Genomic DNA, 18,368 nt, shown 5'->3' on the forward strand with positions numbered 1-18,368 from the left:
ACTTGAGAGTGGGTAAAAATTATTTTTATCAGTCAGTTTGGATTAAAAGGGGAATTGAATTTATGAATAAAGCATTAAAAGCCCTGGGAATTATTACGACTATCGCCATGCTCTTTGTCCTGATCGGCGGGGCTCTTGTCACAAAGACGGGTTCCGGAATGGGATGCGGCAGATCATGGCCCCTCTGCAACGGCAGTATATTCCCTGCGCTGACACTGGAATCAATTATTGAATGGAGTCACAGGTTTGTGAGCGGTACCTCCGGTATTCTCGTTTTGGCTCTGGCGGTATGGACCTGGAAAAAAATCGGCCATATCAGGGAAACGAAGTTCCTCGCCATTATGTCGGTTATTTTTCTTATTCTTCAGGCTCTTCTCGGAGCCGCAGCCGTCGTGTTCGGGTCATCCGCTATAATCATGGCTCTGCATTTTGGAATTTCGCTGATTTCCTTTGCTTCGGTTCTTCTTCTGACACTCCTTGTGTTTGAAGCGGACAGCAGTGGAAGAGCATCATCTTTCCATATAGGAAAAACGATGCAGTTTCATATGGCAGGCATCATCGTGTACACGTATATCGTCGTTTATACAGGCGCCTATGTCCGGCATACGGAATCAAGCCTTGCCTGCCTGGACTTTCCGATGTGCAGCAGGACGAACGGCTGGCTGCCGTCCCAGTTCCACGAGTGGGTGCAGATGGGCCACAGAATCGCTGCCCTTCTTCTTTTCGCCTGGATTGTCATCGCAGCGGTTCATGCGGCAAGACATTATAAAACCCAGAAGCGGATTTATTGGGGCTGGATGATATCGGTCATCCTGATTTTCCTCCAAGCCCTGTCCGGAATTTTAGTTGTCCTGACGCGCCTGGAATTGAGCTTCGCGCTTGCCCATGCATTCTTTATTTCCTGCTTGTTCGGGATCTTCTGTTATTTCTTGTTGCTGGTTACCCGCTACCGTCATCAAACCAAAGCACAAAGCTGAAAAACAGACGGCAAAAGCCCCTGCTGAGGAAGCAGGGGCTTTTTTTCGTTCTAAAAAAGCTGCCGATCCAATCGGCAGCCTGACTTTGTTTATTTCTTCATTTCAATGAGAAGGTCTCCTGTTTGAATAGCTTCTCCGTTGGCCACATGAATGTTTTCGATGGTACCTGAAAACGGCGCCTGGACGGTTGTTTCCATTTTCATCGCTTCATTAATCATCAAATGGTCGCCTTTATTGACTTTATCGCCTTTAGCAACCAGGAGCTTGATGACCGTTCCCGGCATAGTTGCTGCGATATGGTTCGGATTTGAACGATCCGCTTTCACTTTTTGGTGAACCGATGATTTGATACTTTCATCTTTAATGACGACTTCACGCGGCTGTCCGTTCAGTTCAAAGTAGACGACCCTTGTCGCATCAGGACGCGGTTCTCCAATTGAGACCAGCTTAACGATCAGTGTTTTTCCTCTCTCAATTTCCACTTCAATCTCTTCACCGAGCGTCATGCCGTAGAAGAAGGTCGCCGTGTCCAACACAGAAATGTCGCCGTACAGCTCAGCCGTTTTGACATACTCTGTAAACACCTTCGGATAAAGCGCATAAGCGACAGCATCCTGGTCAGAAAGTTCAACATCGTGTTTCTCCAAAAATTCCGCTTTTATCTCGTCAAAAGAGACCGGTTCAAGCAGTTCTCCAGGTCGGACGGTAATCGGTTTCTGCCCTTTTAAAATAAGCTTTTGCAGCTTTTCCGGGAATCCTCCGTGAGGCTGGCCGAGATACCCTTTAAACATCTCAACGACCGAGTCAGGGAAATCAAGGGATTCTCCCCTTTCGAAAATATCTTTTTCAGTCAGTTTATTTTGCACCATGTAAAGCGCCATATCCCCCACCACTTTGGAAGACGGCGTGACCTTTACGATATCTCCGAACAGATCATTGACCCGTCTGTACATTTCTTTTACTTCATTCCAGCGGTCGCCGAGACCGACTCCTTTGGCCTGCTGCTGAAGATTGCTGTATTGACCACCAGGCATTTCATGCTTGTAAATTTCGGTATGAGGGGCATTCATCCCGCTCTCAAATTCACTGTAATATTTTCTGACGGCTTCCCAATATTGGGATAAAGATTCAATCGCGTCAACATTTAATTGCGGACGGCGTTTATCGCCTTCAAGCGCATGATACAGAGAGCTTGCGCTTGGCTGGGATGTCAGTCCGGACATGGAGCTGACGGCTACGTCGACAATGTCGACGCCGGCTTCAATCGCCTTCGCATACATGTAAATGCCGTTTCCGCTTGTATCATGCGTGTGCAGATGGACCGGAATATCGACTGTCTCTTTCAACGCAGACACCAATTCATAGGCCGCCTGAGGCCTTAGCAAGCCTGCCATGTCTTTAATGCCGAGAATATGGGCACCGGCCGCTTCCAGTTCCTTGGCCATAGAAGTATAATACTCAAGGTTGTACTTCGTTCTTGCCGGATCAAGAATGTCGCCGGTATAGCAGATCGCCGCTTCGGCGAGTTTTCCGGAATCACGGACGGCGTCAATGGCAAGCGTCATGCCTTTCACCCAGTTCAGACTGTCAAAAATGCGGAACACATCGATTCCCGCAGCCGCCGATTCATTGACGAATTTTTTAATCAGATTGTCGGGATAGTTCTTATAGCCGACGGCGTTTGACGATCTTAACAGCATCTGGAACATCGTGTTCGGAATTTCTTTCCGCAGGTCTTCAAGCCTTTTCCAAGGATCTTCTTTTAAGAAGCGGTAGGCCACGTCAAATGTTGCGCCGCCCCACATTTCAAGACTGAACAGCTCAGGCCAGAGAGCCGCTGTCGGATTGGCAATCTTCATCAGATCATGGGTTCTGACCCTTGTCGCGAGCAATGACTGATGGGCATCGCGGAACGTCGTATCCGTCAACAGCACGGATTCCTGTTCTTTCACCCATTTGACAAGTCCGTCGGCCCCCTGTTGGTCGAGGATCTGTTTTGTGCCGTTTGGAATCGGCTGATCCACATCGGTTTTGACGATTTGCGGCTTATCAAACTCCGGCTTCTTCTTTTTGTCGATGCCAGGGAAGCCGTTCACCGTTACATTCCCGATATATGTCAGCATTTTTGTTCCCCGGTCTCTTTGTTTAGGGAACACAAAGAGCTCAGGCGTGGTATCGATAAAAGACGTATCATATTGGCCTGTCAGGAACTTTTCGTGCTTTGCCACGTTTTCCAGAAAAGGAATATTGGTTTTAATCCCTCTTATCCGGAATTCCTGAAGGTTTCGGACCATTTTCGCAGCAGCCTGTTCGAACGTCAGCGCCCATGTCGACAGTTTGACGAGCAGAGAATCGTAGTACGGGGTGATCACGGCTCCCTGGAAGCTGTTTCCCGTATCCAGCCGGACCCCGAATCCCCCGCCAGACCGGTAGGCCATAATCTTGCCTGTATCAGGCATGAAGTTGTTTGACGGGTCCTCTGTCGTTACCCGTGACTGGATCGCGAAGCCGTGAAGAGTGACCGCATCCTGTGACGGGATGTTCACTTCTTTGCTCTTCAGGCTCAGCCCCCCGGCGATCATAATCTGCGTCTGGACGATATCGACGCCTGTCACCATTTCTGTGATGGTGTGTTCGACCTGAACGCGCGGATTGACTTCAATAAAGAAAAATTCATCGTTCGCGACTAAAAATTCGACCGTTCCGGCATTGATATAATTGACGTTTTTCGCAAGTGCGACGGCGGCATCGCAGATTTTTTCCCTCAGCGACTCGGAAAGAGAAACGCTTGGTGCGATTTCAATGACTTTTTGATGACGCCTTTGCACGGAGCAGTCCCGGTCATACAGATGAACAACGTTCCCTTCCTTGTCTCCGATAATCTGAACCTCAATATGCTTCGGCTTTTCGATCAGCTTTTCAACATACACTTCATCATTCCCAAAAGCGGCTTTCGCTTCTGATTTCGCCCGGTCATAGGACTCCTGCAATTCAGACTCGCTTCTTACGATCCTCATGCCGCGGCCTCCGCCGCCAAGGGACGCTTTGATAATAAAAGGATATCCGTTTTCTTCAGCGAAGCGCTTGACATCCTCTGCATCCTTCACAGGTCCGTCGCTTCCCGGGATTACCGGGATGCCCGCTTTCTCGGCCTGTTCACGGGCTTTGACTTTATCGCCGAACATATCAAGGTGTTCAGAGGTCGGACCGATAAAAATGATGCCTTCCTCTTCACAGCGCTTGGCAAACTGGATATTCTCCGATAAAAATCCATAGCCTGGATGAATCGCATCCACATGGTTCCGCTTTGCAATCTCAATGATTCCTTCAATATCCAGATAAGCATCTATCGGCTTCTTTCCTTCGCCTACCAAATAGGCTTCATCAGCCTTGTATCTGTGATAAGATCCGCTGTCCTCTTTGGAATAAATCGCAACCGTACGGATATTCAATTCTGTACAGGCGCGGAACACGCGGATTGCAATCTCCCCTCTGTTCGCAACAAGAACTTTTTGTATAGGCTGTTGTGACATGTCGTTCCCCCTCATCCGCTGTTTTAGTATGTATCCTATTCTAAATCAATCAGATGAGCCTGTACACGATTAGTTTTTTAATAATTTATACTTTTTTTATATTGATTTTCTTTAATTTTTGTAGTATTAATAGGCTCTTTGCGCTTGTATCTATCAAAATATTCATTAAACATACTGATATTCACCAGCAGCCCGGCGCTTCCCATCAGCACCATGAGCGATGACCCCCCATAGCTGATAAACGGCAGCGTGACCCCGGTCAGAGGAATCAGGCCTGAAATGCCCCCCAGGTTGATGAATGACTGGATCGCGATCATGCTTGATATTCCGATCGCCAGCAGACTTCCAAACGGATCGTCGCATTTTCTCGCAATATAAAATCCTTTCAATACGATGAAGCTGAGCAGCAGAATGACAAACAAAACGCCGAATATGCCGAGCTCCTCGGCAATGATCGCCATGATGAAGTCAGTATGCGATTCAGGCAGATATCCGTATTTTTGGACGCTTTCGCCGAGCCCGAGGCCGAAAAGCCCTCCGGAACCGATCGCAAGGTAGGAATTGACGACCTGAAACCCTGATTTTTGAGCATCTTTGAACGGGTTTTGATAGCTTTCAAAGCGATTCATCCGCCCTTCGGTTAAAATGCTGTCCATATTTAATAAAATCAACGGGCTGACAAGCAGGAGAACAATCCCTGTCAGCATCAGGAGCTTCAGCAGCGTCTTTCCGCTGAATCCTGAACACAAAATAATGCATAAAGCGATTAAACCGATGATGGATGCCGTACCGAAATCAGGCTGGACGGCGACCAATGCGCAAATGATGAGCGTGATAAGCGCCGGTGGGGCGATTCCCGCTCCCAAATTATCGATATAGCTTTGTTTTTTCGCATAAACGGAAGAAAGATACAAGATGACGGTCAGTTTGGCAAACTCTCCCGGCTGAATGCTTAAACCTCCAAATTTGTACCAACTTTGAGCGTTTCCCGCAACATGGCCGACTGCAAACAGAGCGACCAAGGCGATGACGGAAGCAAGCAGCAATATTTTTTGGAATTTTTGATTGGCGAATGCCTTATACGGAAAAAGTGCCGTGAATAAAAACACTATCGTTCCGAACACCATGAATATGAGCTGTTTATCGAAAAAATAACTGCTGTCCTTTCCGAATCTTGTCACCGCCGTAATCATGCTTGAGCTGTACACCATCACGAGACCGAACCCGCACAGGAGGAATACAGCAAAGATTAATGAATAATCATAGGATTTGAGCATTCTTTTTATCATATTATCCTCTTCCTTACTTTCCCCTTAAAATATTTGATCCTTCGTTATTTTACTACACTTTCTTAAAAAGAACGAAGGATACCCTTTTATAGACCTTCGACATTCCGCTGAAAGAATCGTCCGTCTTCCACCTGTTCTTTTCATATCGGCAGAATGGGCGTCTTCGTTTATTCTTTGCAAACACCTTATGCTCCTTCATCAACCCCGGAATTCCGCTATAACAAAAAAAGCCTGCCGGCCATCTGTATGAACAGACATATTGTCGACAAGCTGACTCAGACTAAAGAAGTATCCCCTGAGTGATCCGTTTATTTGTTTGTAAATGCTTCATGCAGCGCAGACAATTCTCGCTCCAGCCTGTAAAGCAGTTCTTTTCCCTCTTGTTCTTCTACTAATCCAAGGCGGACAGCAAAGTCAATTTCTCTTGAGAGTCCGAACATTTGTGTATCTAAAACCTCTTCATAAAGAGGACATTGAGGCATCGTTAAGTTGTCCATTTGCACTTGAATCAGCTTCAAAATTTTATCAGCATCACGTTTTAACAAGGCAAGTGCTTTTTCACGATGATCGACTACAATCTCAGACGCCAAAAGTATCCCTCCGTTCCCCAGGCGAGTACCTAATTCTTCTATTTATAATAAAGCCTAACCCATAAAAATGCAAGCTATTTCTGCCCCTTCACCGGATTCTGCAAACTTAAAAAATGCTCAGGCTGTAATTCGCCGACAACAGCTCCAGCAGGCGGATTCCGGCTATGCTGTTTCCCTTTTCGTCCAATGCGGGCCCGAATATGCCGATGCCGAAGCTGTATGGGACGAGCCCCATAATTCCGCCGGAGACTCCGCTTTTCGCCGGAATTCCGATTTTGATGGCAAATTCGCCGCTGGCATTGTACATGCCGCAGGTCACCATAAAGGTTTTGCAGATTCTCGCGATATCTTTCGGAATGAGCTGTTTTCCCGTTTCCGGATGCTTTCCGTTCAAGGCAAAAACACAGCCGATTTTGGCCAGGTCAAGGCTGTTCATTTGAATAGCGCACTGCTTGGTATATAAATCCATGACATCTTCCACATCCGCCTGGAAAATACCATGCTCTTTCATGTAATAGCACATGGCCCTGTTCACCATCGATGTTTGAAACTCTGATTCCGCGACCTTTTCACAAACAGAGATGTTCCGATTATTCGCAAGCTCCCTGACAAAATCTAAAAGGCCGCCGATTCTGTCAGATGCCGCCGCTCCTTTTATCATGCTCGTCACCACCAATGCCCCGGCATTGATCATCGGATTCAGCGGCTTACCCGGATTTACGGTTTCAAGCTTGATGATGGAATTGAACGGATCCCCTGTCGGTTCCTTCCCTACAAAATCGAACACTTTTTCCGGGCCGTGATCCATTAACACAAGAGCAAGCGCCAGCACCTTAGAAATGCTTTGCAGCGTAAACATCTTTTCCACATCTCCTGCCGAAATGCATGTGCCGTCCGTATAGTAGACCGCGACCGACAAATCATCTTCTGATGATTCCGCCAAGGCCGGTATGTATGAGGCCACCTTTCCTTTCGAGGTGACTTTTTTCGCTTCTGTGACAAAATATTCGAGCTCATCATTATGCCGGCAATTCAAGTTTACATCCTCCATCCTAAGCGGCTTTTCTTTTACCTTTCCCTGAGGATGGCTGTGTTATGAGAAGTGACAATCCGAAAGAAAGCGCTTATAATCTCTGTGAGGGAGTGGTGAGAAACATGATGATTGTGACAATTACAGGAAATGTGAAATACCCGATTACACTTGATCCAAGCGTATGGATTTTTGATGATCGAAAGTTCGAACTGGATCAATTTTTTTCAAACAGTGAAGAAAGGGAACAAGAGCCGGCTGACCTTGAGATTGACCGGGAGCGCATCATCAGGGAAGGCGCTGTGTCGCCGCCGACATTAAAATCGGAGAAAAAGTATGAAAGGGAAAAACTGCTTGATGGAACGTTCGCGATCAAGCTGGAACCTTTTTTAAACAACGCGGAATTGTCAGCGTCCGCCAATCTGTGCATCTTTAAAACAAAAGAAGGCGATGTCCCGGTTCCGATCGAAAAAGCGCGCGGCATCATTCTCTGTTTCAGCCAAAACGGAAAGCCGCTGACAGAAGACGGGCCTGTCCATGTTTATTTTGCGGACGGCTCAAACCGGACAAATCCGATCAAACGTGTAACAGAAATTCACGTTCAATAGGCGGTTTTAGCCGCTTTGAAAAAACCTGGACAGCATATCCAGGTTTTTTCTTTAGAGCAAATCGGCCGCAAGCCTTGCAAGCCCTGAGCGCTCCCCTTTCAAAAGTCTTACGTTCCCGGAAATTTTCTGATCTTTGAAACGCTCCACGACGTAAGCCAAGCCGTTATTCATCGCATCCAGATACGGATGGTCGATTTGCTCCGTGTCCCCCATCAGGACGATTTTACTGCCTTCCCCGACACGCGTGAGCAGTGTCTTCACCTCATGCTTGGTCAGATTTTGGGCCTCGTCGATGATAATAAATTGATCAGGAATGCTTCTGCCCCGTATATAGGTGAGAGCTTCAACTTGAATGGAGCCCATCCCCGCTAAAATATCTTCGAGTTCGCCGGGCTTTTTTGCATTAAATAAATATTCCAGGTTATCAAAAATCGGCTGTATCCAAGGGCGCAGCTTCTCTTCTTTTTCTCCCGGCAAATATCCGATATCCTTGCCGACCGGAACGATCGGCCTTGTGACGACCAGCTTTTTGAAATTGCCCAAGTCTTCCGTCTGCAACAGCCCCGCTGCCAGCGCTAGCAGCGTCTTCCCTGTTCCGGCCTTTCCGGTTAATGTGACAAGCGGGATATCCTGCCTTAACAGAAGCTCGAGCGCCATCGTCTGCTGAACGTTTCTCGACCGGATTCCCCAGACCTGCTCCTGATCAAAAACCAGCTTTTTGACGGCTTTTCCACTTTGATCAACGATCCCGACCGCCGAGGATGAACCGCCGAGCGCATCCTTCATAATGACGAATTGATTCGGACAAAATGATTCACTGCTGACTTCATCAAGCGGCAAAAAGTGATTTTCATAAAATGCGTTCATCTGGTCGGCATGAATGTATAAATCGGTAAAACCGCTGTATATATCATCGTTTTCAACAACCCGGTCATGGAGAAAATCTTCCGACATCAAACCGATTGCATCGGCTTTGACCCGGACGAGCATGTCTTTGCTGACAAGGATGACGGGACGTCCGTCCTCTTTCGTTTCTTCCTCCAGACTCAAATTTTTCGCAACAGCTAAAATGCGGTTGTCGTTCGTTTTTTCTACAAAAATTTCCTGAAGCTGGTGAAAGGAGCGGTGGTTGAGTTCGATTCTTATGCTTCCTCCGTTTTGAAGCGGTACATTTTCATACAGCCTTCCTCTTAAACGCAAATCATCGATCAGTTTAGATACGCGCCTTGCATTTCTCCCAATTTCATCCATATAGCGTTTTTTAGAGTCGACCTCCTCCAATACGACAGCCGGAATGACAACCTCATTATCTTCAAAAGAAAAGATTGAATTCGGATCCTGCAATAACACATTCGTATCTAACACATAAATTTTACTCAATCTTCCGCCTCCTGATCAGGATTTTTAGCCTTTTATTTTGAAGTGGTTTAAAAGCTGATGGAGCGCCCGCTAAAATATATGTTTTTGTGAATAAAGATAGAAGGTTAATTCAACAATAAAAATATTGAAAGCATTTATAAGGAGGCAACCTCAAGTGCGAATCATTTTTTTGATCCTAATTCAAACCGTTATGCTGCTTTCAGCCTGCGGCATTCAAAATAATGCCCGAGATAACGCGAATGAACTTCCGGGCAATAAGCCTGTTCAGGTGAAGAACACAGCCCAGGAGCCGGTTAACCGTGAAGATGGCCAGGCGATTTCAAGACGCCTTGTCAAAATAACCGAGAGCGTCCCCGGAGTTAATGACGCGACAGCCATCGTCCTCGGAAGGCTCGCCGTCGTCGGCATTGATGTAAAAGATAATTTGGAGCGAAGTAAAGTCGAATCGATTAAATACTCGGTCGCCCAAGCCCTGCAAAATGATCCATATGGCGCAAACGCGGCTGTGGTAGCCGATCCCGACACGGTAAACCGGCTCAGAGCGATGGGCAAAGAAATACAGGCGGGAAGGCCTGTCAAAGGTATCCTTGATGAACTGGCAGCAATTGTCGGACGCGTTCTTCCGGAAGTACCGAATGATGCAACAGACGACCAAAATACAAACCCGACAAAATCGAACAATGACCAGCTGAACGGCAACCGGCAAAAACAGCTTGAAAAACAACAGAACGATCAATCGAATAAATACATGAAAAACAGACAGCAATAATCTTGAAAAAGCTTGTGCCTTTACCTTCTTTCCGGCATAAGCTTTTTCCTTTTTTCTTTTGCAGAAAATTTTTTTGTCCTGGCATTGGTGATATAATGAATCATAAGCGAGGTGAAAAAAAGTGAGGGTAAAGTGTTCATTGTGTGACAAAATTGATCTAATCGATGATGACACACTGATTGCCAAGCGTCTTCGAAACCGGCCCATACATACGTATATGTGCAATGAATGCTACGAACGAATTAAAATCAAAACCGAGAACCGGATGAAAACCGGCCGTTTTAAATTATATCCGCACAGAAAAAACAAAGAGCAGATACAATCGTAAAAGCACCGTATAGACATGAACAGGAATTCATGTCTTTTTTCTCATTTTTGTTTCACAAGGAACAAAAAAAGAGGAATTAATTGATAAACATTTTCATTTGTAGTATATTCAAATTGTTTCACACGAAACAAAAAAGGAGTGATAAATCATGGATTTTGATGTTTTAATTGTCGGGGGTGGCCCGGTCGGTCTGTTGACCGCTTCAGAATTAGCAATGGCCGGTGTGCGTACATGCGTCGTTGAACGCCTGGAAAAACCCTCTCCTTATTCAAAAGCGCTGACACTGCATCCGCGTTCAATCGAACTATTGGAAATGCGCGGTTTGTTTGATCGATTTAAAGAAAAAGGCAGGCCGCTTCCAAGCGGACATTTTGCGGGCCTTAACCCGGCATTGGATTTTTCTTTGCTTGATACACGATCCAATTATACGCTGTTTCTTCCTCAAACCGAGACGGAGAAAGTTCTTGATGAACATGCGCGCAGTTTGGATGTCTGCATCCTTCGCGGCCATGAAGTGCTTGCCGTCCGGCAGAACGATGAAAATGCAGAGCTTGTCGTCCAAGGCCCTGACGGATTGACTTTTTTAACGGCGGCTTACATTGTCGGCGCCGACGGGGCTGGAAGCACCGTCCGTAAACAAGCGGGAATCGCTTTTCCCGGAACCGACGCAAGTATTACAGCCGTCCTTGGCGATGTATCGCTTGATAATCCGCCTAACTCGAACTTCTATACGAGCATGAATGAAGAAGGAGCCGTTGTCATCGTACCATTGTCACCGGGCATTTACCGTGTTCTCAGCATAGCGCCGCATATGCCGCAGCGGCTTTTGCACGAGCCGGTGACATTGGAGGAATTAAAGAAAGACCTTCTGCGGATCTGCGGCACTGACTTCGGGATCAATCATCCGGTATGGATGTCGCGATTCGGCAATGCCAGCAGGCTGGCCGAACGCTACCGTTCACAACGGGTCTTTCTGGCTGGAGATGCAGCGCACATCCATTTCCCTGCCGGCGGACAAGGACTGAATGTGGGACTTCAGGACGCGATGAATCTCGGCTGGAAGCTTGCAGCCGTCATCAACGGCAGAGCCTCTGACTGGCTGCTGGAGAGCTATCACAAGGAAAGACATCCTGTCGGTGCAGAGCTTCTTCGCAATACGCAAATTCAAACGAAGCTGTTTGATTTTACAAGGGACGGACTTCATATGCGTGGACTGTTGTCAGACCTCCTCACATTCCCTGAGGTCAATCGTTATCTGGCAGAGCAAATTACAGCGCTCAGCGTAACCTGCCTGCCTGACGAAAAGATGCCGGAGCATCAGCTGAACGGAAAGCGGCTTCCCGATTTCGAGGTCATGCTTCGCGACGGTACGTCTAAGCAGCTCTATTCGTTCCTTCATTCCGGAAGTTTTGTATTTGTTACGTTTGACGAAGAATCAATCCAGCTTCCAAGCCTCCCTCATATCAAAACAGTGGAAGCTAAAAGCATGTTGGAGCGTCCGGAATGGAAGGATGTCAAGGCAGCCCTGATCCGGCCGGACGGCTATGTCGCCTGGGCCGTCGACCATTCCGAAACAGACGCGAAACGGCTGATTTCCGAGGGTCTTCAGCGGTGGTGCGGACACGTTCCAATTCCATTCTTATAATCATTTTGTTTCACCTGAAACAAAATGATATAATAGTAGCAGAAAATCGATCAAAAAGGAGACCGTTTTCTGCATGGAACATTTGACACACGCCAAACAAGAGATATTTGACATGTACATTAAACTCATTCATCAGCAAGAACAGCAAGAAAGCATCATGGAGAAGCGAATGTCGGTACAGATCGAAAACATGGAGCAGGAACTTGGCTCTGAGTTGAAGCTGAACATGTCCGACATACATGCCATCGCCTGCATCGGAGATTATGAACCGATTAACGTCACCTCTATCGCCGGGAAAATGGGCCTTTCAAAAGCAACCGTTTCAAGAATCACAGCGAAGCTGATCAAAAAAGGACTCATCAGCAAAACCCAGCTCAGCGATAATAAAAAAGAAGTCTATTTTCGCTTAACCGCTAAAGGGAGAAAAGTGCATGTCATCCATCAGCGGCAACATGATCAAATCGAACAGCGTTTTAAAGACTTTTTGGACCGTTATTCAGCAGACGAAATCCTTTTTGCCAGAAGGCTGTTCAGCGACTTATTACTGAGTGATTTTTTGGCAGAACAATGAAAAAAGACACAGCCCTGAAATGGGCCGTGTCTTTTTTGTGTTCATCTCATCTTTTAAGGACTGACGCCTGTCTCCTGTTCCTTTTTGGAGCGGTGCAGCCGGATTTTGTAGATCGTCAGGATCAGAGCCGCCACGATCAGACCTTCGCCGACCGGCAAAAACACGCCGAAAAAAGTCAGAATCGTACATCCTAAAGCAAGAAAGACATAAATGACTGCTGTTTTCAACAGGGGCAGCCGCTTGGCAAACCCCAATTGAAAAACAACAGCGGACAGGATGAAGATGGTGATATAAAGCCACCACATCCCTGCCTCGGGATTTTGATCCACTTTATAAAGAGCGGCAAAAAATGAAAGCCGTTCGCTTACATCAGTCAAAAAGATTCCCCTCCCCTTTGCTTAGTTGGGTTTCTCTTTTTTCAATTCTGCGTGAGTTAAGACAATCCTGCCAGCTTTTTCTTTTTCGCTGCTTTTTCCCGTTCGTTTTTATCGAGAATTTTCTTTCTTAATCTGATCGATTCAGGTGTTACCTCGCAATACTCGTCCTCATTCAAATATTCGAGCGATTCTTCAAGAGACATGATGCGCGGTTTTTTCATGCTGACGGTCTGGTCTTTCGTCGCTGAACGCACGTTTGTCTGCTGCTTCACTTTGTTGATATTGACAACCAGGTCATTTTCACGGTTGTGTTCGCCGACGATCATACCTTCGTACACTTCTGTGCCCGGCTCAACAAAAATAACGCCGCGCTCTTCAACGCCCTGAATTCCATAGGCGGATGCTTTTCCGGTATCCATTGATACGAGGACTCCCTGGCGGCGGCCGCCGACTTGGCCAGGCTCGACCGGCTGATAGCTGTCAAACGTGTGGTTTAAAATTCCGAAGCCGCGTGTCAGCGACATAAACTCTGTTGAATAGCCGATTAATCCGCGTGAAGGCACATTGAAAATCAGGCGGACCTGGCCGTTTCCGTTATTGATCATGTCGATCATTTCGCCTTTGCGGGCGCCCATTGATTCCATCACCGCCCCGGTGTGTTCTTCAGGGACATCGATTTGAACGCGTTCAACAGGTTCGCAGCGGACGCCATCGATCTCTTTTATGATGACTTCAGGTTTTGACACTTGCAATTCGAAGCCTTCACGGCGCATGTTTTCAATTAAAATGGACAAATGAAGCTCCCCGCGTCCTGAGACGATCCAAGCGTCGGGCGAAGGCGTCGGATCAACCCGCAAACTTACATCTGTTTGCAGCTGCTGTTCAAGGCGCTCTTCGATTTTTCTTGCGGTGACATATTTGCCCTCGCGTCCGGCAAAAGGACTGTTGTTGACGGCAAACGTCATCTGAAGCGTCGGCTCATCGATGCGGAGAACCGGCAGCGCTTCCTGGTGATCGATCGGGCAGACGGTTTCCCCGACGTTAATGTCTTCCATTCCGGATACCGCGACGAGATCGCCGGCTTTCGCTTCTTCGATCTCAACTCTCTTCAGCCCCTGGAAGCCGAAGATTTTCGTTACGCGGAACGGCTTGACAGAGCCGTCAAGCTTCATTAACGCCACCTGCTGTCCGACTTTCATCGTGCCTCTGAATACGCGGCCGATCCCGATACGGCCGACATAGTCATTGTAGTCAAGCAGAGCGACCTGGAATTGAAGCGGCTCTTCGCGATTATCGACAGGGCTCGGAATATGGCTGACAATCGCTTCAAATAAAGCCTCCATGTTTTCATCCTGCTGATCCGGATTGGTTGAAGCGGTACCGTTGATCGCCGAAGCGTATACAACCGGGAATTCCAGTTGATCTTCGTTTGCATCGAGTTCGATGAACAAATCAAGCACTTCGTCAACGACCTCTTCGGGGCGGGCAAAATCGCGGTCGATTTTATTGACGACAACGATCGGCGTCAAGTTTTGCTCGAGCGCTTTTTTCAAGACAAAGCGGGTCTGCGGCATGCAGCCTTCATATGCGTCAACGACAAGCAGAACGCCGTCAACCATTTTCATAATCCGTTCAACTTCGCCGCCAAAGTCCGCGTGTCCGGGAGTGTCCAAAATATTAATGCGTGTATCTTTATAGTTAATCGCTGTATTTTTTGCTAAAATCGTGATGCCGCGCTCTCTTTCCAAATCGTTGGAATCCATTGCGCGCTCAGCCACGTTTTCATTGGCCCGGAATGTACCGGCCTGATGGAGAAGCTGATCCACCAGCGTCGTTTTTCCGTGGTCAACGTGGGCGATAATAGCAATATTGCGAAGATCTTCTCGAAGTTTCACATTTTCATCTCCTAAAAAATTCAGATAATCTTTCATATTATACATGAGATTTGCAGGCATTTCAATTTGTTTAGCAAGATAAAGCGCTTCCCTCTTTATATTTTAAACGTTTTTCTGTAAACTAACAGTAGACCAAAAAAGGGGATGGAAAACAGATGAAGCAAATCAAATGGATTTTCTTATTGTTCGCATTCGCCGCGGTCGCGAGCATCATGCTGATCGGGGTTGCGATCGCCGAAAAAAGCGTATTCGGGGTAACAGGCGCTTTGGCTGCTGTGATCGTGATTATGGGGGCTGGATTTACGCTTAAAAAGAAAATGCGCGAAAAAGGGATACTTGAATAGCAAAAGCCCCTTGGGAAAGGGGCTTTTTTTCATAACCCCACTCTTCCATCCACTGAATCGATTTTAAAAGTTGACATCAACGGATGTGCAACTTGCGATTGAAACGAAACCGGCGGGCGTTCCCCGCCGGTTTTCTAAAAAAAGAGAAGGTATATCATCATCAATACAACCGGATCAGCAAAAAATTCAAATATACAAAAACACACACGCGAAACAAGTTCACGTGTGCGTCAGCGGTAAAACCATAATTACATATTGTTTTCCCTTTTCATCCTTTTCCGTTTTCAGCTGTTCAAAACCGCAATGGGCCAGCGTCTGCTGCCATTCGTCCCGATCGAAGGGGACGGCGGCAAAGAGCGCTTTATGGCCTGCGTTTTTCAAGCTGCTCCCGATTTGCTCAATAATTGTTTTGCAGCGTCCTTTCCCTCGAAAATCGGGGTGGACAAGCAATGTGCCGAGCCATGGTTTGCCATTTGACGGTGCCCAATCAAGATGGAAGCTGACCGCCGCCGGGCGCGCTTCAGCCTCCCAGACGAGCCAGCTTCCGTTGTGCATCGCATAGGAGCGCATATAGCTTTCTGCGTTTTCCCCGTTTAGCTCTTCTTTGGCCCATTCTGGGCTCGCTTTGATCAGCTCTTCGAAAAATGCGAGGTCAGAGGATGAAAAAGGTCTGCTATTCATGGGGCAGATAATCTCTGAAGATCGTTTGATGAGCGGCGGGATTGCCGGCTATAATACTGTTGTTTTCGAGAAAATTGACCGGTTTTCCATCAAGTGTTGTATATGTGCCTCCGACCTCATCCAACAGGACGCAGCCTGCGGCATAGTCCCAAGGCGCAAGCCGCATGGTCACATAGACATCCATTCTGCCCGCTGCCACATATGCCAGCTCCAAAGCAGCAGATCCGTAAGAGCGCGTTCCTCTGACCCGTTTGACAAGCGGGGATAAAACGCTTGGATCAATTCGCCGATTTTCCGTTATCCAGGTCGCATTAATGGCAAGAATGGCTTCTTCAAGGGGCACTTCCTTCATCTTTTCAAGCTTGATGTCATTCATATATGCACCCTCTCCGCGGAACGCGTGGTACAATTCATCGTGTGTTACATCATAAATCAGCCCGATTTTGCCTGTTCCGTTTTCGAAAATGCCGATTGAAATCGCGAAGTTCCGTTTTTGATGAATAAAATTCATGGTTCCGTCGATCGGATCGATGATCCAGACGATCCCATCCAAAGACGTGAGCTTGTCTCCCTGGCCTTCTTCGCCAAGAATATGATGATCAGGAAAAGCCGCTTGAATTTTTTCGATAAAAAAACGCTCTGTTTCCTTATCAATATTTGTGACAAGGTCATTCGGATTCGATTTTGTTTCAATCGTCATCTTTTTTTTCATCGATTCTTTGATCTTTTGTCCAGCTTCTTTCACCCAGCTTTTTGCAAGCCGGTCGATTTCCTTCCAGTTTGTCATCTCTCACAACCTCTTTTCTATGTATACGTGTTGTTTTATTCATAGCATACTGATATTGATCGAAAAAAAGCAAGAAAAATGAAAAAAGATTTCCGGCGCCGAATAAAAACGAACCGTCTGCCAGGTTCGTTTTTATTATGGTTTCATCCATACAATCTAATCCATTCTTTTCTAAGCCGCTCCAATTTTCGTTTGCTGATTTCAATCTGGGTTTCATCCTTTTGTTCCATGGCTTCGTAAAGTGTTGCCAGTTCATAATCGACTTCCAGCTTCCAAACGGCGGCCCGGTTATCTTTTTCTGCCATAGCCCCTTGTTTTACAATCGGTTTCATTTCCCTACGCCCCTTCCAGAGAAAATTGAATGTAAAAGGCATCCTTCTGGTCATAGCTTCTGCGGCATTTTTATATTTTCTTATTCATATCGTATGAATCGCTGATGCTTTCGCAACGTGATTCTAAAAATTGTGTGTTTACCTACCGTTTCCCACAAAAGTGAAGCTTCAAACGTTATTTTTTATTTGGAAAGTTAACTGTGATAAAATATCATTACTGATTGGACAAGGAGGAAAAGAATGAACAATCTGCGTTTCACTGAAGAAGATTTTCATACGTTTACAATAGAAGGCTTAGATGCGCGGATGGGCGTTTTGAAAGAAACCGTACGGCCTAAACTCCAGGGGCTGGGGGAACATTTTGCACCTGTTCTTTCCGTTCTGACCGGAGACGAAATGTTCGTTCACGTTGCCAAGCATGCCCGCCGCTCTGTCAATCCGCCTGATGACAGCTGGGTTGCGTTTGCAAACAATAAGCGCGGCTATAAAAAGCTGCCCCATTTTCAAATCGGCCTTTGGAAAACCCATGTTTTCGTCTGGTTTGCATTGATTTATGAATCCCCCCTCAAGGAAGAGTACGGAAGGCTGTTTAAAGAACACCTGTCAGAAATCAAGAGCAGGGTGCCTGACAGCTTTTTCTGGTCCGCCGACCATACGAAACCCGAAGCCCGAAAACAAGCCGACATGGATGCAGAAGGGCTCGAAAAGCTGTTTGACCGGCTTGCAAAGGTGAAAAAAGCCGAGGTTTTGTGCGGAATTCAGCTGTCAAAAGAACAGGTGCTCCAAATGAACGAACAGGAATTCCTTTCCGAAATTGAAGCATCTTTTGAAAAGCTTGCCTTCCTTTATCGCTTAACACAAAAGGTTGCGCTTTAATCAAATAATGAAAAAGGGATGAAATGCTCCATCCCTTTTCTACATTTTAATTTTCGTATCTTCTGTCAGCTCTTTCGCTTTTTTCACTGCCCGGTACGGAGAATAATCGCTCACCTCTTCAAACTGGCTGCATAGCTTTTTTTCTTCCGCCTTTCCAGGCACGATTTCTTTAAAACGGCGATATGCGCTCATTAATACATCGCGCTCCACTCCTTTTTCATAAGCGAGCTCGACCGCTTGAAAAAACGAAATGACATCAATTGCTTCTTCTGTGCTCCAGTCCTCATTCATCGGATATTGATATTCTTCCATTCTGATTCATCTCCTTATACAGTTCGTTCTGACGGCTTTTCTAT

Annotated in this window: 19 protein-coding genes; 8 read left to right on the forward strand and 11 right to left on the reverse strand. The window is 46.7% G+C overall.

The genetic code is table 11. The features are described from left to right. The first annotated feature begins 62 nt into the window (after positions 1-62). A complete protein-coding gene (locus BTR1S_RS03435) occupies positions 63-977 on the forward strand; it encodes a COX15/CtaA family protein (RefSeq protein WP_006638310.1) in 915 nt (304 codons plus the stop codon). Between the two features lie 89 nt (positions 978-1,066). Here the strand turns inward: BTR1S_RS03435 and pyc are convergent, their stop codons facing one another. The 4 genes from pyc to glsA form a co-directional block, all read right to left on the reverse strand. Then, the gene (pyc, locus tag BTR1S_RS03440; RefSeq protein ID WP_029418548.1) at positions 1,067-4,510 is read right to left on the reverse strand and encodes a pyruvate carboxylase; all 3,444 of its coding nucleotides are present in this window, start codon (positions 4,508-4,510) and stop codon (positions 1,067-1,069) included. A gap of 77 nt (positions 4,511-4,587) precedes the next feature. Next, positions 4,588-5,799, reverse strand: a complete 1,212-nt coding sequence (gene ftsW / locus BTR1S_RS03445; RefSeq protein ID WP_006638312.1) for a putative lipid II flippase FtsW — start codon at positions 5,797-5,799, stop codon at positions 4,588-4,590. 308 nt (positions 5,800-6,107) lie between these two features. After that, entirely contained in the window at positions 6,108-6,389 is a 282-nt protein-coding gene (locus tag BTR1S_RS03450) for an Fpa/YlaN family protein (RefSeq protein WP_006638313.1), read from the reverse strand. Between the two features lie 106 nt (positions 6,390-6,495). Next, the gene (glsA, locus tag BTR1S_RS03455; protein WP_029418549.1) at positions 6,496-7,425 is read right to left on the reverse strand and encodes a glutaminase A; all 930 of its coding nucleotides are present in this window, start codon (positions 7,423-7,425) and stop codon (positions 6,496-6,498) included. 119 nt (positions 7,426-7,544) lie between these two features. On the opposite strand from glsA, the gene BTR1S_RS03460 reads away from it, so the two are divergent. Next, positions 7,545-8,027: a hypothetical protein gene (locus tag BTR1S_RS03460; RefSeq protein WP_029418550.1), complete on the forward strand. Its 483-nt coding sequence runs from the start codon at positions 7,545-7,547 to the stop codon at positions 8,025-8,027. A gap of 51 nt (positions 8,028-8,078) precedes the next feature. Here the strand turns inward: BTR1S_RS03460 and BTR1S_RS03465 are convergent, their stop codons facing one another. After that, positions 8,079-9,407: a PhoH family protein gene (locus BTR1S_RS03465; RefSeq protein ID WP_029418551.1), complete on the reverse strand. Its 1,329-nt coding sequence runs from the start codon at positions 9,405-9,407 to the stop codon at positions 8,079-8,081. Between the two features lie 154 nt (positions 9,408-9,561). On the opposite strand from BTR1S_RS03465, the gene BTR1S_RS03470 reads away from it, so the two are divergent. The 4 genes from BTR1S_RS03470 (at position 9,562) to BTR1S_RS03480 (ending at position 12,720) form a co-directional block, all read left to right on the forward strand. Then, the gene (locus BTR1S_RS03470; RefSeq protein WP_006638317.1) at positions 9,562-10,176 is read left to right on the forward strand and encodes a YhcN/YlaJ family sporulation lipoprotein; all 615 of its coding nucleotides are present in this window, start codon (positions 9,562-9,564) and stop codon (positions 10,174-10,176) included. A gap of 121 nt (positions 10,177-10,297) precedes the next feature. Then, positions 10,298-10,504 carry a YlaI family protein gene (locus tag BTR1S_RS21555; protein ID WP_006638318.1) on the forward strand — a complete coding sequence of 69 codons (207 nt, stop codon included), beginning with the start codon at positions 10,298-10,300 and terminating at the stop codon, positions 10,502-10,504. 148 nt (positions 10,505-10,652) lie between these two features. Next, positions 10,653-12,149, forward strand: coding sequence for a monooxygenase (locus tag BTR1S_RS03475; protein ID WP_034325785.1), 1,497 nt, complete (start codon positions 10,653-10,655; stop codon positions 12,147-12,149). A 73-nt stretch (positions 12,150-12,222) separates the two neighbouring features. After that, the gene (locus BTR1S_RS03480; RefSeq protein WP_006638320.1) at positions 12,223-12,720 is read left to right on the forward strand and encodes a MarR family transcriptional regulator; all 498 of its coding nucleotides are present in this window, start codon (positions 12,223-12,225) and stop codon (positions 12,718-12,720) included. Positions 12,721-12,773: 53 nt separating this feature from the next. Here the strand turns inward: BTR1S_RS03480 and BTR1S_RS03485 are convergent, their stop codons facing one another. Next, positions 12,774-13,097 carry a YlaH-like family protein gene (locus tag BTR1S_RS03485; protein ID WP_006638321.1) on the reverse strand — a complete coding sequence of 108 codons (324 nt, stop codon included), beginning with the start codon at positions 13,095-13,097 and terminating at the stop codon, positions 12,774-12,776. Between the two features lie 56 nt (positions 13,098-13,153). Further along, complete coding sequence (typA, locus tag BTR1S_RS03490) at positions 13,154-14,992, reverse strand: translational GTPase TypA (protein ID WP_006638322.1); 1,839 nt, start codon at positions 14,990-14,992, stop codon at positions 13,154-13,156. Positions 14,993-15,147: 155 nt separating this feature from the next. Between typA and BTR1S_RS03495 the strand changes: the two genes are divergently transcribed. Beyond that, entirely contained in the window at positions 15,148-15,336 is a 189-nt protein-coding gene (locus tag BTR1S_RS03495) for a YlaF family protein (RefSeq protein WP_029418553.1), read from the forward strand. Between the two features lie 219 nt (positions 15,337-15,555). Here BTR1S_RS03495 and BTR1S_RS03500 read toward each other — a convergent pair whose 3' ends face one another. The 3 genes from BTR1S_RS03500 to BTR1S_RS03510 form a co-directional block, all read right to left on the reverse strand. Beyond that, positions 15,556-16,017: a GNAT family N-acetyltransferase gene (locus BTR1S_RS03500; protein ID WP_006638324.1), complete on the reverse strand. Its 462-nt coding sequence runs from the start codon at positions 16,015-16,017 to the stop codon at positions 15,556-15,558. Continuing rightward, a complete protein-coding gene (locus tag BTR1S_RS03505; protein ID WP_006638325.1) occupies positions 16,010-16,804 on the reverse strand; it encodes an inositol monophosphatase family protein in 795 nt (264 codons plus the stop codon). The genes BTR1S_RS03500 and BTR1S_RS03505 overlap by 8 nt, the downstream gene beginning before the upstream one ends. A 143-nt stretch (positions 16,805-16,947) precedes the next feature. Further along, positions 16,948-17,136, reverse strand: a complete 189-nt coding sequence (locus BTR1S_RS03510; protein ID WP_029418554.1) for a YkzI domain-containing protein — start codon at positions 17,134-17,136, stop codon at positions 16,948-16,950. A 240-nt stretch (positions 17,137-17,376) separates the two neighbouring features. Here BTR1S_RS03510 and BTR1S_RS03515 point away from each other — a divergent pair, with 240 nt between their 5' ends. Further along, complete coding sequence (locus tag BTR1S_RS03515) at positions 17,377-18,012, forward strand: YktB family protein (protein WP_029418555.1); 636 nt, start codon at positions 17,377-17,379, stop codon at positions 18,010-18,012. 39 nt (positions 18,013-18,051) lie between these two features. Here the strand turns inward: BTR1S_RS03515 and BTR1S_RS03520 are convergent, their stop codons facing one another. Continuing rightward, positions 18,052-18,324 carry a UPF0223 family protein gene (locus BTR1S_RS03520; protein ID WP_006638329.1) on the reverse strand — a complete coding sequence of 91 codons (273 nt, stop codon included), beginning with the start codon at positions 18,322-18,324 and terminating at the stop codon, positions 18,052-18,054. Positions 18,325-18,368: the final 44 nt, after the last annotated feature.

It is taken from the genome of Bacillus sonorensis NBRC 101234 = KCTC 13918 (genome assembly GCF_001592005.1).
GTDB lineage: Bacteria > Bacillota > Bacilli > Bacillales > Bacillaceae > Bacillus > Bacillus sonorensis.